Origin of the sequence: Micromonospora antibiotica (assembly GCF_017599305.1) — a bacterium.
In the GTDB taxonomy this organism is placed as follows: domain Bacteria; phylum Actinomycetota; class Actinomycetes; order Mycobacteriales; family Micromonosporaceae; genus Micromonospora; species Micromonospora antibiotica.
In genome coordinates this window covers 136,366-150,375 of sequence record NZ_JAGFWR010000005.1, presented here as the reverse complement: position 1 = coordinate 150,375, position 14,010 = coordinate 136,366, and the positions used below count along the sequence as shown (strand labels likewise).

The window sequence follows — 14,010 nt, the reverse complement described above, 5'->3', positions numbered from 1 at the left end:
GCGGCAACCACCGCGCGCGCCGTGTCCCAACAGTTGCACACCCGGTACCCCGTGGCCGACGCCGATCCGGCACAGTTGTGGTCGTGCGTTTACCCCCGGGCATGGTCGCCGTGGCGGTGTTGAGTGGCCTGCTGGCCGCCGCCGCCACCGCACTGCTGGCCGATTCGGCCCGGCGTCGCGGCGGGCCGCACCGCCAGGCACACCTGCTGTTCGCCCTGGCCGCCGCCGTCGCCCTGGCCACCCTGGTCGCGGGCGGCGTCGCGCTGCTCGGCGCGACCGAGCACGGGGCGCACCAGCGTGGGCGGCACCCGGGCTGGGCGTCGGTGATCGCCGGCGGCACCGCGCTGACCGGGCTGGCGTTCTGCGCCGGGCTGCTCCGGCTGCCCGGTGCGATGGTGGCCCGGGCCGCCGCCGCCCGGCTGCTGCTCGACGGGCTGGTCGTGGCCACCTCGATCTGGTTCGTCGGCTGGGTGCTCCTGTCGGAGCCGACCCGGCTGCTCGGGCCGGCAACGCCGAGCGCCTGCCCGGCGATCCTGCTCGCCTCGGTGACCGCGGCGATCACCGCCGGCCTCACCGGCATGGTGGTGGCCCGCGCCGACGGCCCCCGGACCCGCCTGGCCGTGCTCGGCACCGGCATCACCGCGACCGCCACCGGTGGTCTCGTGGTGGCCGCCGGGGTCTGCCAGGGCGGCTCGGCGATGGCGGTGACCGGGATGGCGCTGCTCGCCGTGGGCCTGCTCGCCGGGGCGTTCGCCGTGCACCGGGTCGACGCCCCCGGCCAGGTCGACATCGACCTGATCCGCCGCGACGGGGAGTACGCCTTCATCCCGATGGTCGCGATGGCCGGCTCGGCGATGTACCACCTGATGCAGGGGGGCCGGTTCGACGCGCTGGGCATCGTCGCCGGCAGCCTGGAGGGGTTCGCGCTGGTCACCCGGCAGTACCTCACCCTCAACGACGTGCGCCGCTATGCCGGCCGGCTGGCCGAACGGGAGGCGCATTTTCGTGAACTGGCCCACACCGACCCGCTGACCACCCTCGCCAACCGGCGTGGCCTGCTGCGGGAGATGCAGCGCTGCGCCGCCGAGGGGGGCGACTGCGTGCTGCTCGGGCTCGACCTGGACGGTTTCAAGAACGTCAACGACATGCGCGGCCACGACGTCGGCGACATGGTGCTCGCCGAGGTGGGTCGGCGGCTGCGGAGCAACCTGCGCCCCGGTGACCTGGCCGCCCGGCTCGGTGGGGACGAGTTCGCGGTGCTGATGCGGGGCCGCCCGGCCGACGCGGACGTGGTGGCCGAGCGGTTGCTGGGGGTCCTCGGCCGGCCGTACGACCAGGCGGGCGGGGCGGTCTTCCTCTCGGTCAGCATCGGGGTGGCCGGCCAGGGCGGCGACCCGGACGTGGTCGGCCTGCTGCGCCACGCCGACCTGGCCCTGCGCTACGCCAAGCAACGCGGCAAGAACCGCATCGAGCGCTACGACGGCAGCTACGACCAACTGCTGACCCGGCGGACCCGGCTGGAGCACGAGATGCGCGGCGCGATCGAGCGCGACGAGTTGCGGCTGGCCTTCCAGCCGGTGGCGTCGCTGCCCTCGGTCCGGCCGGTGGGCGCCGAGGCTCTGCTGCGCTGGCGCCACCCCGAGCTGGGCAACATCCGGCCGGACGAGTTCATCCCGCTGGCCGAGGAGTGCGGGATGATCGCCAAGCTGGGAGCCTGGGTGCTGCACCAGGCGTGCTGGCAGCTGTCCCGGTGGCTCGCCGACGGCCACGACGTCTGGGTCTCGGTCAACGTCTCCCCGCGCGAGCTGCACGCCCCGGAGTACGTGGTGCAGGTCGCCGAGGCGCTGCGCGCCCACCACGTACCGCCGCAGCGACTGGTGCTGGAGGTCACCGAGCACGCCGTCGCCACCGACCTCGACGAGCTGATCCGTCGGCTGACCGCGCTGCGGCTGACCGGGGTACGCATCGCGCTGGACGACTTCGGGGCGGGCTACTCGTCGCTGGGGCAGCTGCGCCGGTTGCCGATCGACATCCTCAAGATCGACCACAGTCTGGTCGCCGAACACGAGCCGGTCCGCCCGGTGGGGCGGGACGGGCCGGCCTTCGCCCCGATGGTCGACATCGTCATGCGGCTGGGTCACCAGCTGGGCATGGAGGTGATCGCCGAGGGGGTCACCACCCCGACGGAGCTGGCCGCGGTGGTCGCCGCCGGGTGCCGGTTCGGCCAGGGCGCGCTCTTCGGCTGGGGGGTGCCGGCCGAGCACCTGGAGGCGATGCTGGAGGCGGCCACCTCGCCGGGGGCCCGCCCCGCGTCGGCCCCGCCGGCACCGCCGCCCGCCCCGCGTCGACCCACCCCATCGCCGCTGCTGCCCCGGCTGCGATCCCACCCACCGGCGACGCCGCCGGTGCCCGCACCACGCCCCGCGTACGAGGAGTCCGCGCAGGCCGGGCCGGTTGACGAGACCCCTACCGGGGATGGTGTCCCCCGTTCGTGAACCAACATGTGGGATCAGTTGACTCATCGCGTGAGATGCGTCAGGCTTGGCCCATGTCGTCGAACCGGTCGCTGCGAGTACTTACCTGAGCGCACTCTCCTGCTGTCGAGAGTGCGCTGGCCCCGTGCATCTGCACGAGGGCCGTTTTTATTGCCGTCGGAACCACCGGGGCGCGTAGTCGCCCCTGTCGCACCTGCCGTAGCAGCTCCACCCAACTCCAGCCGAAGGCCTGAACCGCCATGACGAGACCCACGCCAGAGACCCTCGCCCACTCCGCCCGGCGGGCCCGCACCGTCACCGAGCCGGCCGGCGACGCCGACCCCACCACCACGCCGCGAGGCACCGCCGCCGCGGCCACCCCGGCCGTACGGCCGTCCGGGCCGGTCCCGGTCTCCGGCGCCGGTTCACTGGTGCGGTCGCTGGAGGCCCTCGGCGTCGACGTCGTCTTCGGCATCCCCGGCGGCGCGATCCTGCCCGCCTACGACCCGCTCTACGACTCGTCGGTGCGGCACATCCTGGTCCGGCACGAGCAGGGCGCCGGGCACGCCGCCACCGGCTACGCGCAGGCCACCGGCCGGGTCGGCGTCTGCATCGCCACCTCCGGGCCGGGCGCGACGAACCTGGTCACCCCGATCGCCGACGCCTACATGGACTCCGTCCCGATCGTCGCGATCACCGGCCAGGTGGCCCGGCCCTCGATCGGCACCGACGCCTTCCAGGAGGCGGACATCCAGGGCATCACCCTGCCGATCACCAAGCACAACTTCCTGGTGCAGACCGCCGAGGAGATCCCGCAGGTCCTCGCCGAGGCGTTCCACCTGGCCGCCACCGGGCGTCCGGGGCCGGTGCTGGTGGACATCCCCAAGGACGTCCTCCAGGCGGCGACGACCTTCTCCTGGCCGCCGACGCTGGACCTGCCCGGTTACCGGCCGACCCTGCACCCGCACGGCAAGCAGATCCGCGAGGCGGCCCGGCTGATGAGCGGCGCCCGCCGGCCGGTGCTCTACGTCGGCGGCGGGGTGCTCAAGGCCGGCGCGACCGAGGCGCTGCGCCAGCTCGCCGAGCTGACCGGCATCCCGGTGGTGACCACGCTGATGGCGTTGGGCGCGTTCCCCGACTCGCACCGCCAGCACCTGGGCATGCCCGGCATGCACGGCACCGTCGCCGCGGTCTACGGCCTGCAGAAGGCCGACCTGATCGTGGCGCTCGGCGCCCGGTTCGACGACCGGGTGACCGGCAAGCTGGACTCGTTCGCCCCGGACGCGACGGTGGTGCACGCCGACATCGACCCGGCCGAGATCGGCAAGAACCGGCACGCCGACGTCCCGATCGTCGGCGACGCCAAGCACGTCATCGAGGAGCTGATCGCGGCGGTGACCACCGACCAGAAGGCCGGCCGGCGGACCGACCTCGGCGACTGGTGGCACCAGCTCGACGACCTGCGTGAGCGTTACCCGCTGGGCTACGACGAGCCCGCCGACGGCACCCTGTCCCCGCAGTACGTGATCAAGCGGCTGGGCGAGATCGCCGGTCCGGACGCGATCTACGTGGCGGGGGTCGGCCAGCACCAGATGTGGGCCAGCCAGTTCATCTCGTACGAGAAGCCGGGCACCTGGCTCAACTCCGGCGGCCTCGGCACCATGGGGTACGCCGTCCCGGCGGCGATGGGCGCCAAGGTCGGCCGGCCGGACACGGTGGTCTGGGCGGTGGACGGCGACGGCTGCTTCCAGATGACCAACCAGGAGCTGGCCACCTGTGCCCTGGAGGGCATCCCGGTCAAGATCGCCGTGATCAACAACGGCAACCTGGGCATGGTCCGGCAGTGGCAGACCCTGTTCTACGAGGGGCGCTACTCCAACACCGAGCTGGGCACCCACAAGCACCGTATCCCGGATTTCGTCAAGCTGGCCGAGGCGCTCGGCTGCATCGGCCTACGCTGCGAGAACGCCGCCGACGTCGACAAGACGATCGAGGCGGCGATGGCGATCACCGACGCCCCGGTGGTCATCGACTTCACGGTCGGCAAGGACGCGATGGTCTGGCCGATGGTCGCAGCCGGCACCAGCAACGACGAGATCATGTTCGCCCGGGGTGTCCGCCCGGCGTTCGACGAGGACGACATCTGAGATGAGTGCCCGAATCCCCGGGACCGTGCGGTGGCACGGCCCGACCGAGCGAAGCGAGACGGCGGCATGACCCTGCACACCCTGTCCGTGCTGGTGGAGAACAAGCCCGGTGTCCTGGCCCGGGTCTCCGGCCTGTTCTCCCGGCGCGGGTTCAACATCGACAGCCTGGCCGTCGGGGAGACCGAGAACCCCGACGTCTCCCGGATCACCATCGTGGTCAACGCCGACTCGTCGCCGCTGGAGCAGGTCACCAAGCAGCTCAACAAGCTGGTCAACGTACTCAAGATCGTCGAGTTGGACCCGCAGGTCTCGGTGGCCCGGGAGTTGCTGCTGGTCAAGGTGCGCGCGGACCGCGCGGCCCGCGCGCAGGTGCTGGAGACGGTCGCCCTGTTCCGGGCCCGGGTGGTCGACGTGGCACCGGACACCCTCACCGTCGAGGCCACCGGCACCCCCGACAAGCTCGACGCGCTGCTGCGCGACCTGGAGCCGTTCGGGATCAAGGAGATGGTCCAGTCGGGCACGGTGGCGATCGGGCGCGGCTCGCGGTCGATCACCGCCGGCCCCTCGTTGCGCGCGGCCTGACCGCGCGCCCACCCGCCACCGCACACAGTCCACGACGGTCCGACGAGACCGCCGTACGAAAGGGAAGTCAATGAGCGTTGAGGTGTACTACGACGACGACGCCGACCTGGGCCTGATCCAGGGCCGCAAGGTCGCCGTGATCGGGTATGGCAGCCAGGGCCACGCCCACGCGTTGTCGCTGCGCGACTCCGGTGTCGACGTGGTGATCGGCCTGCCGGCGGGCTCCAAGAGCCGGCCCAAGGCCGAGGAGCAGGGCCTGCGGGTGCTCACCCCGGCCGAGGCGTCGGCCGAGGCCGACGTGATCATGATTCTGGCGCCGGACACCGCCCAGCGGACCATCTACGCCGAGTCGATCGCGCCCAACCTCGCCCCCGGCAAGGCCATCTTCTTCGGTCACGGCTTCAACATCCGCTACGGCCTGATCACCCCGCCGGCCGACGTGGACGTGGCGATGGTCGCCCCGAAGGGCCCCGGCCACCTGGTCCGCCGCCAGTACGTCGACGGCAAGGGCGTGCCCTGCCTGGTCGCCGTGGAGCAGGACGCCAGCGGCAACGCCTTCCCGCTCGCCCTGGCGTACGCCAAGGGCATCGGCGGCACCCGGGCCGGCGCCATCAAGACCACCTTCACCGAGGAGACCGAGACCGACCTCTTCGGCGAGCAGGCGGTCCTCTGCGGCGGCGCGGCGGCCCTGGTGCAGACCGGTTTCGAGGTGCTCACCGAGGCCGGCTACGCCCCCGAGGTGGCCTACTTCGAGTGCCTGCACGAGCTGAAGCTCATCGTCGACCTCATGTACGAGGGCGGCATCGCCCGGATGCGCTACAGCATCTCCGACACCGCCGAGTACGGCGACCTCTCCCGGGGCCCGCGCGTCGTCGACTCCCGGGTCAAGGAGGAGATGCGCAAGATCCTCGGCGAGATCCAGTCCGGCGAGTTCGCCCGCGAGTGGGTGGCCGAGGACGAGGCCGGCCGGCCGAACTTCGCCAAGTGGCGTGCCGAGGGCGCGGCGCACCCGATCGAGGAGACCGGGCAGAAGCTGCGTTCGATGATGAGCTGGGTGGACCGCCCGCTCACCGAGACCGCCTGACCCGTCCGTCGCGCTGAGCGCCGTCTGACCCGTCCGTCGCGCTGAGCGCCGCCCGGGTCGTCGGCCCCGACCGGGCCTCCGGCTCCCGCCGGGCGTGTCGCGGACCGGTCGAACTGGTGACGTGAAGCGGTATGACTGGAAGGCATAAATATGCCTGCCAGTCATACCGCTTTCTGCGTGGGCACGTTCCTCAGCTGCCGGGGCCGGTCCGCTGCCACCGCCGGTCCCCGCCGAGGCGTCACCCGTCCCGGCGGTCGCCGTCGCGGTCCGCGCTGGCCGGTTCACCAGGCGGGACGGGGTGATCGATGCCTCATCGGCCCCGATCGGCCCACCCGCCGCGCTCCCGGGCCGGATGAACGGGGGATGACAGGCGTGCGACAACGCTGTGTGAGGGCCCTCACCCCGCAGACCGGGACATGCCGACCGGGGTGCCCCCTACGATCCTTGGTGAGGTGCGTGACCGGCACCTGACGGCCATGGCACGGATCGGCGCAGGGCGCATCGCGGCGCCCGGTCGCCCCGGCCGACCTAAAATACGACGTCTACGAGGACCGATGAATCCTGTCGTACTGATCGCCGAAGAACTCGCCCCCGCCGCCATCGAGGTGCTCGCGCACGACTTCGACGTGCGCCACGTCGACGGCACCGACCGCCCGGCCCTGCTCTCCGCGCTGGCCGAGGCCGACGCGGTGATCGTGCGCAGTGCCACGCAGATCGACGCCGAGGCGATCTCCGCCGCGCCGCGTCTGAAGGTGGTCGCCCGGGCCGGCGTCGGGCTGGACAACGTCGAGGTTCCGGCCGCCACCGCGCGGGGCGTCATGGTCGTCAACGCTCCCACCTCCAACATCGTCTCCGCCGCCGAGCAGGCCGTCGCGTTGCTGCTCGCCGTCGCGCGTAACACCGCCAGCGCCAGCGCCGCGCTCAAGGCCGGCGAGTGGAAGCGGTCGAAGTACACCGGCGTCGAGTTGCAGGGCAAGACCGTCGGCGTGGTCGGCCTCGGCCGCATCGGCGTGCTCTTCGCGTCCCGCATCGCCGCCTTCGGCACCCGGCTGATCGCGTACGACCCCTACATCCAGCCGGCCCGCGCCGCCCAGCTCGGCGTCCGCCTGGTGGGGCTGGAGGAGCTGCTGCGGGAGGCCGACTTCATCTCGATCCACCTGCCCAAGACCCCGGAGACGGTCGGCCTGATCGGCGAGAAGGAGCTGGCGATCGTCAAGCCGGGCGTCCGGATCGTCAACGCCGCCCGGGGCGGGCTGGTCGACGAGCAGGCGCTGGCCGACGCGATCGCCGAGGGCCGGGTCGCCGGCGCCGGCGTCGACGTGTACGCCAAGGAGCCGTGCACCTCGTCCCCGCTGTTCGCCTTCGACAACGTGGTGGCCACCCCGCACCTGGGCGCGTCCACCCACGAGGCGCAGGACAAGGCCGGCCTGGCCGTGGCCAAGAGCGTCAAGCTGGCGTTGCAGGGCGAGTTCGTGCCTGACGCGGTGAACGTGCAGGCCGGTGGCGTCGTCGCCGAGGACGTCCGGCCGCTGCTGCCGCTGGCCGAGAAGCTGGGCCGGGCGTTCACCGCCGTGGCCGGCGGGGTGGCCGCCAGCGTCACCGTCGAGGTGCGCGGCGAGATCGTCAACCACGACGTGTCGGTGCTCAAGCTCGCCGCCACCAAGGGGCTGTTCAGCTCGGTCGTCGAGGAGCAGGTCACCTACGTCAACGCGCCGCACCTGGCCGCCGAGCGGGGCGTCGAGGTGGCCCTGGTCACCCAGGCCGAGACGGCGGACCACCCGAACCTGGTCACCATCCGGGGTGCGCTGCCCGACGGCCGTACGGTCAGCGTCTCCGGCACGGTCGCCCACGCCGGTGCCCGGGACGTCCTCAAGCTGACCGAGGTCGACGGGTTCGACGTGGAGATCGGCGCCGAGGGCATCCTGCTCTTCCTGCGCTACGCCGACCGGCCGGGCGTGGTCGGCACCGTCGGCACGCTGCTCGGTGAGGCCGGCATCAACATCGCCGCGATGCAGGTGGCCCGCCGGGAGGCCGGCGGTGAGACCCTGATGACCCTCACCGTCGACCAGGCGCTCGGCGCGGACCTGCTCACCTCCGCGGCCGACTCGATCGGCGCGACCGCCGCCAGCGCGGCGGACCTGCGCGACGAGTAGTCGCACCCGCACGCAGGCGCAGGGCCCGGCCACCCGGCCGGGCCCTGCGCCGTCCACACCCGACGGACTGCCACGCGGGACCGAGCCGGTGCGGGTGCGCCGGGTCGCGGCAGGAGCGGGCGTTCGCCGACCACGCGACACACACCCGGTTCGTGCGGGTCGGGTCAGCGGGTGACGCGGGAGGGTGGCGGGTAGACCGAGCCGTCCTGCGGGTCGAAGAGCATCAGGTCGTACTCGCCGGCCAACCGCTCGATGTCGAGCAGCACCTGGTCGTCGCAGGTCGGGACGAGGTGCAACGCCACATGGTCGGACGCCGCGTGCAACGGCGAGACCTCCCACGGGGTGCCCTGGTGGGCGGGCCGGTCGGGGTAGGACGCGGTGAGGGCCCGGTAGAAGCCCACCACCCGGGGGTCCGGATACCGCTCGCCGTGCTGCCCCTCGTGGCACCGCCGCACCGCCGCCCGGACGTCCTCGGGCGTGGCCCCGTCGTGGAGGGCCCACACGCTCAGATCGAAACTCACGGCGGACAGCGTGCCATCACGCGCTCCTGCGGGCGACACTGACCCGCCGTGATTCCCGCAGGTGGTTCGAGTGTCCGGAGGACACGGTCCGCTGTGGAGACTCTTGCGTCGAGTTGCGTCGATTCGCTAGCGTATCGGAGCGGTCACCGGCAGCGTCGGACGTCGACCCGTCTTCGGGTGACGAGGCCGAACGTCCGTCCGGCCGGCCTGCACCCCTCGAATGCGCGAGCCACGCGCACTCGTCGCTGACCGGCCCCCACGGTCGTTGCCGAGACCGTGGGGGCCGATCGCCGGCCCGTCGACCGCGCCACCCCGTGGACCCCCTCCACAGGTCGGCCGACGCGCCGCGGCACCGCTCAGCGGCGCCGGTGGGCGAAGAGAGCCTGATATGCCGAGTCGGTGCGGAACCATGCCAGCCCCACCGGCCCGGCCGCGTACAACGCGGTCGCGTAGGCGTCGGCGACGGCGAGGTCCGGCCCGACGACGGTCGCGGCGACCAGCTGCCGGGCCGACTCACCGGTGTGCGGGTCGACGACGTGCCCCTGCCGGCCGGTCACCCCGGAGGTGCCCACCGCGCCGGCCGTCATCTCCAGCACCAGCGGGGCCCGTCGACCGTCGGTCGGGTGGTGCACCGCCACCCGCCACGGGCCGCCGTGCGCGGCGTGGCCGCGTACCGTCAGGTCGGCGCCGGAGAGCACCGCGTAGTCGGTGATGCCGGCGGCGCGCAACCGGGCCGCGGCCCGCTCCACCGCCCAACCGTTGAGCAGGCCGCCGGGGTCGAAGCCGCCGGGCACGGCCCAGGCGTCGAACCAGCCGTCGGTGGCGGCCCGCATGGCCGCGCAGCGGTCCACCAGGTCGGTCAGCGGCGGGTACGACTCGGGGCTGATCTCGCCGCGCCGCAGCCGGGAGACCAGGCTCTCCGGCCGGTTCGGCCCGTAGGTGAGGTCGATGGCCCGTAGCTCGGCGACGGCGTCGCGCAGCGCGTCACCGACCACCCGCCGGCCCAGGTCCTCGGGGGCGTTGAGCAGGAGCGAGTATTCGGCGGTGCCGGTCCGGACGGCGTGCTGCACGGTGATCCGGCCGCCGGACGCTTCACCGGCCCGGTCGAGGCGGTGGCTGCGGGTGCCCAGGCGCAGGTCGGGGCGGCGGCGGGAGAATGTCGCCTGGTCCACCCAGCGGGTGCGCGGTTGCTCGTCCAGTCGGCCTGGCCCCCGCTGCTGCTCGGTCCGCATCACACTGCTCCTTCACCGACGGTGCCGCGACGTCGCGACCGGTCCGTCCCGGGCCCCACGACCCGTCCTGCACCGACCCTAGGCAGTGGAGATGACCGCACCATGAATGCTGGCTGGGAGCCTGCTGAGCATTTCGTCCTCCCAGATAATGGAAGGCTCGTACCGGGAACCGGGACGGGGACGTACCGTTCACCCCAGCGGACGAGGTGAGGAGCGGCAGGTGGCACGGATCGCGGTGGTGGCCGGGGACGGGATCGGACCCGAGGTGGTCGCGCAGGCCCTCAAGGTCCTCGACGCCGTGCTCCCCGGGGTCGAGGCGACGCAGTACGACCTCGGCGCGGCGCGCTACCACCGCACGGGCGAGGTGCTGCCCGACTCGGTGCTGACCGAGCTGGCCGGCCACGACGCCATCCTGCTCGGCGCGGTGGGCGACCCCACCGTGCCGCCGGGCGTGCTGGAGCGCGGCCTGCTGCTGAAGCTCCGCTTCGCCTTCGACCAGTACGTCAACCTGCGCCCGTCCCGGCTCTGGCCCGGCGTGCCCGGCCCGCTGGTCAACGTCAAGCCGGGTGAGGTCGACCTGGTCGTCGTCCGGGAGGGCACCGAGGGCCTCTACGCCGGTGCCGGCGGCAGCCTGCACCGGGACACCCCGGCCGAGGTGGCCACGGAGGAGAGCCTGAACACCCGACACGGGGTGGAACGGGTCATCCGGGACGCCTTCGCCCGCGCCGCCCGCCGGGAGCGGCGCAAGGTCACCCTGGTGCACAAGACCAATGTGCTGACCCACGCCGGCTCGCTGTGGGCGCGGGCGTTCGCGGCCGTCGCCGCCGAGCACCCCGACGTCGCCACCGAGTACCAGCACGTCGACGCCGCCGCCATGTTCCTGGTCACCCAGCCCCAGCGCTACGACGTGGTGGTCACCGACAACCTGTTCGGCGACATCCTCACCGACATCGCCGCCGCGGTCACCGGGGGGATCGGCCTGGCGGCCAGTGGCTGCATCAACCCCACCGGGGCGTACCCGTCGATGTTCGAGCCGGTGCACGGCTCGGCGCCGGACATCGCCGGCAAGGGGGTCGCCGACCCGGTGGCCGCCGTGCTCTCCGCCGCGCTTCTGCTCGACCAGTTGGGTCACGCCGACGCCGCCGCCCGGGTGACCGGCGCGGTCGCCGCCGAGCTGGCCGGCCGGACCCCGGGTGTGGCGTTGCGGACCGACGAGGTGGGGGACCGGCTCGCCGCGCACGCGGTGGCCTGATCCCGCCGGTAGCGGCCCTATCCACTGAACGACCGTTCGGGGTAGGTTTCTGGACAGCAGCTCGGTGCGTGGTCCCCGCGTGCCGTCAACCCGCAGGGAGGTCAGCGCGATGAGCGGTGGTGACATGCTCGATTTCGAGATCCGTCCGAATCCCGCGCCGGTATCCGCCGCCGAACGGGCCGCCCTGCTGGTCGACCCCGGCTTCGGTCGGGTCTTCACCGACCACATGGTCACCATCCGGTACGCCGACGGCAAGGGCTGGTACGACCCCCGGGTCGAGGCCCGCGCGCCGATCCCGATGGATCCGGCCACCGCCGTCCTGCACTACGCGCAGGAGATCTTCGAGGGGCTGAAGGCCTACCGGACGGCTGACGGCTCGATCACCATGTTCCGGCCGGAGGCCAACGCGGCCCGGTTCATCGCCTCCGCCCGGCGGCTGGCCATGCCGGAGCTGCCGGCGGAGCTGTTCGTCGAGTCGCTGCGCAAGCTGGTCGAGATCGACCGGGACTGGATCCCCGAGGGCGCCGACACCAGCCTCTACCTGCGGCCGTTCATGTTCGCCAGCGAGGCATTCCTCGGTGTCCGCCCGGCCAACGAGTACCTCTACTGCGTCATCGCCTCGCCGGCCGGCGGGTACTTCGCCGGTGGGGTCAAGCCGGTCACCCTCTGGGTCTCCCCGGACTACACCCGGGCGGCCCCCGGTGGCACCGGCGCGGCCAAGTGCGGCGGCAACTACGCCGCGTCGCTGTCCGCCCAGGCGGAGGCGATCGAGGCCGGGTGCGACCAGGTGGTCTTCCTGGACGCGGTGGAGCGCCGCTACGTCGAGGAACTCGGCGGCATGAACGTCTTCTTCGTCTACGACGACAACACCCTGGTCACCCCGCCGTTGACCGGCACGATCCTGCCGGGCATCACCCGGGACGCGCTGCTCGACCTGGCCGCCGCCTCCGGGCACCGGGTCGTCGAACGCCGGGTGAGCTTCGACGAGTGGCAGGCCGACGCCGAGAGCGGCCGGCTGCGTGAGGTCTTCGCCTGCGGCACCGCCGCGGTGATCACCCCGGTCGCGCGGGTGCGGCACCCCGGCGGCGAGTTCGTGATCGGCGGCGGTGAGCCGGGCCGGTCCACCTCGGCGCTGCGGGAGCAGTTGGTGGCGGTCCAGCGCGGGGAAGCCCCCGACCCGCACGGCTGGGTGACGCACCTGAGCTGACCGGCGGCCCCCCGAGGGGGTCACTGCGGCGTGGGCGGCTCCAGCAGGTGGTCGCGCAGGGCGGCGAGCTGGGCGTCGGTGACGCCGGCGTGGCGCAGGTAGTCCTCGACCGAGCCGTGCCGTCGGCGCAGCTCGACGAGGAAGAGCGACATCGCTTCGGCGGGGGAGCCCAGGAAGGGCGCGGGCGGTGCTTCGGCCTCCGGCATGGACGCCGCCAGCCAGGCGCTGAACCGCTGGGACGCCTCGCTGCTCAGCGCGTAGTCCTCGGCGATGCGGTCGTCGTCGACGCCGAGCACCGCCAGGGTCAGCGCGCAGACGATGCCGGTGCGGTCCTTGCCCGCCACACAGTGCACCAGGACGGGGGCGTTGGTGCTGTCGGCGATCAGGCCGACGGCTTCGGCCAGCCCGGCGGTGCCGGTCTCGGCGAGGTCGGCGTAGCGGTCGGCGAGGTAGCGGGCCAGGCTGGACTCCGGCTCGTGGCGGGTCAGCGCCCAGTCGGCGTGTTCGGGGTGGATGTGCCGGTAGGCCAGGCCGTCCAGGTCGGGCACCCGGCCGTCCCGGTCCACCTCGGTCGGGCGGCGCAGGTCGATCACGGTGCGGATGCCGAGGGCGCTGAACGCCTCCCGGTCGGTGCCGTCGATGCGGTGTGGGGAGTCCGACCGGTAGAGCCGCCCCCAGCGGACGGTCCGGGCGTCGTGGCCGGGATAGCCGCCGACGTCGCGGAAGTTGAACATCGCGGAGAACGGGATACGGCGGCTGTCCTCGGTGGGGTTCACCCGGACACGGTAACGGCCGGCGGGGCGTGGATGCCGCCCCGTCGGCCGTCGTCGTCGATCGACGGGTCTGGTGTCCGAGGTCTGCCGGTGCGTCGGACCGCCCGCCTGTCGCCTACCGGGCGGTGCCCGGGGGGAGGTTGCCGTAGGTGTCGTCGTAGTAGCCGCCCAGCTTGTCCCGGTAGGCCGGGTCGCTGTGGCTGGTCTCGTCGTACTCGGGGGCGGCCTTGATCTGGTCCCTGGTGCGGTCGACGTGGACCTTGCGGTCGTCGTGGTCGACCTGGTTGATGGTGCCGGCGGGGAGCATCACCTTCTTGCCGAAGATCCACGGCCCGGTGTCGACGACCAGGTAACTGCCGCCGACCTCGTGACTCGCCTCGTCGATCTTGCCGATGCCGCCGTCGGTCGCCTCGACCTTGTAGCCGACCAGGTCGGCGTCGGCGACCCCGGCCTCGTCGCGGTAGCTCCACGGGTTGAACGCCCCACCGGGGGCGCCGCCGGCGATCGCGCCCTGACCGTCGTCGACCATCGGGTCCGTGGTGCCGTGGGCGGTGTGCGGATCGAGCCTGTCCATCGGAACTCCTG

11 protein-coding genes are annotated in these 14,010 nt (G+C 72.9%); 7 read left to right on the top strand and 4 right to left on the bottom strand.

Going from position 1 to position 14,010, the window contains the following annotated elements; genetic code table 11:
- Positions 1-83 precede the first annotated feature (83 nt).
- The 5 genes from JQN83_RS12500 (at position 84) to serA (ending at position 8,440) form a co-directional block, all read left to right on the top strand.
- Entirely contained in the window at positions 84-2,495 is a 2,412-nt protein-coding gene (locus tag JQN83_RS12500; protein WP_208567280.1) for a putative bifunctional diguanylate cyclase/phosphodiesterase, read from the top strand.
- Between the two features lie 239 nt (positions 2,496-2,734).
- Positions 2,735-4,621 carry an acetolactate synthase large subunit gene (locus tag JQN83_RS12495; protein WP_208567279.1) on the top strand — a complete coding sequence of 629 codons (1,887 nt, stop codon included), beginning with the start codon at positions 2,735-2,737 and terminating at the stop codon, positions 4,619-4,621.
- Between the two features lie 66 nt (positions 4,622-4,687).
- Entirely contained in the window at positions 4,688-5,203 is a 516-nt protein-coding gene (gene ilvN / locus JQN83_RS12490; RefSeq protein WP_208567278.1) for an acetolactate synthase small subunit, read from the top strand.
- A 70-nt stretch (positions 5,204-5,273) separates the two neighbouring features.
- Positions 5,274-6,287 (top strand): ketol-acid reductoisomerase, encoded by a 1,014-nt coding sequence (ilvC, locus tag JQN83_RS12485; RefSeq protein WP_208567277.1) that lies wholly within the window; start codon positions 5,274-5,276, stop codon positions 6,285-6,287.
- Positions 6,288-6,841: 554 nt separating this feature from the next.
- The gene (gene serA / locus JQN83_RS12480; protein ID WP_208567276.1) at positions 6,842-8,440 is read left to right on the top strand and encodes a phosphoglycerate dehydrogenase; all 1,599 of its coding nucleotides are present in this window, start codon (positions 6,842-6,844) and stop codon (positions 8,438-8,440) included.
- A gap of 164 nt (positions 8,441-8,604) precedes the next feature.
- Here serA and JQN83_RS12475 read toward each other — a convergent pair whose 3' ends face one another.
- Together JQN83_RS12475 and JQN83_RS12470 are read right to left on the bottom strand one after the other, a co-directional pair.
- On the bottom strand, positions 8,605-8,961 hold the full coding sequence (locus tag JQN83_RS12475) for a hypothetical protein (protein WP_208567275.1): 357 nt from the start codon (positions 8,959-8,961) through the stop codon (positions 8,605-8,607).
- Positions 8,962-9,317: 356 nt separating this feature from the next.
- Complete coding sequence (locus JQN83_RS12470; protein WP_208567274.1) at positions 9,318-10,193, bottom strand: FAD:protein FMN transferase; 876 nt, start codon at positions 10,191-10,193, stop codon at positions 9,318-9,320.
- A 220-nt stretch (positions 10,194-10,413) separates the two neighbouring features.
- Here JQN83_RS12470 and JQN83_RS12465 point away from each other — a divergent pair, with 220 nt between their 5' ends.
- Both JQN83_RS12465 and JQN83_RS12460 read left to right on the top strand, forming a co-directional pair.
- Entirely contained in the window at positions 10,414-11,445 is a 1,032-nt protein-coding gene (locus JQN83_RS12465; RefSeq protein WP_208567273.1) for a 3-isopropylmalate dehydrogenase, read from the top strand.
- Positions 11,446-11,554: 109 nt separating this feature from the next.
- A complete protein-coding gene (locus tag JQN83_RS12460) occupies positions 11,555-12,652 on the top strand; it encodes a branched-chain amino acid aminotransferase (protein ID WP_208567272.1) in 1,098 nt (365 codons plus the stop codon).
- Positions 12,653-12,672: 20 nt separating this feature from the next.
- On the opposite strand, the gene JQN83_RS12455 is transcribed toward JQN83_RS12460, so the two are convergent.
- Both JQN83_RS12455 and JQN83_RS12450 read right to left on the bottom strand, forming a co-directional pair.
- On the bottom strand, positions 12,673-13,428 hold the full coding sequence (locus JQN83_RS12455) for a tyrosine-protein phosphatase (protein WP_208567271.1): 756 nt from the start codon (positions 13,426-13,428) through the stop codon (positions 12,673-12,675).
- A gap of 112 nt (positions 13,429-13,540) precedes the next feature.
- The gene (locus JQN83_RS12450) at positions 13,541-13,999 is read right to left on the bottom strand and encodes a PRC-barrel domain-containing protein (protein ID WP_208567270.1); all 459 of its coding nucleotides are present in this window, start codon (positions 13,997-13,999) and stop codon (positions 13,541-13,543) included.
- Positions 14,000-14,010: the final 11 nt, after the last annotated feature.

Excerpts from the sequence above, each read along its gene's own strand:
- ilvN (WP_208567278.1), top strand. The coding sequence starts at position 4,688 with ATGACCCTGCACACCCTGTCCGTGCTGGTGGAGAACAAGCCCGGTGTC.
- JQN83_RS12450 (WP_208567270.1), bottom strand. The coding sequence starts at position 13,999 with ATGGACAGGCTCGATCCGCACACCGCCCACGGCACCACGGACCCGATG.
- JQN83_RS12470 (WP_208567274.1), bottom strand. The coding sequence starts at position 10,193 with ATGCGGACCGAGCAGCAGCGGGGGCCAGGCCGACTGGACGAGCAACCG.
- JQN83_RS12460 (WP_208567272.1), top strand. The coding sequence starts at position 11,555 with ATGAGCGGTGGTGACATGCTCGATTTCGAGATCCGTCCGAATCCCGCG.
- serA (WP_208567276.1), top strand. The coding sequence starts at position 6,842 with ATGAATCCTGTCGTACTGATCGCCGAAGAACTCGCCCCCGCCGCCATC.
- ilvC (WP_208567277.1), top strand. The coding sequence starts at position 5,274 with ATGAGCGTTGAGGTGTACTACGACGACGACGCCGACCTGGGCCTGATC.
- JQN83_RS12495 (WP_208567279.1), top strand. The coding sequence starts at position 2,735 with ATGACGAGACCCACGCCAGAGACCCTCGCCCACTCCGCCCGGCGGGCC.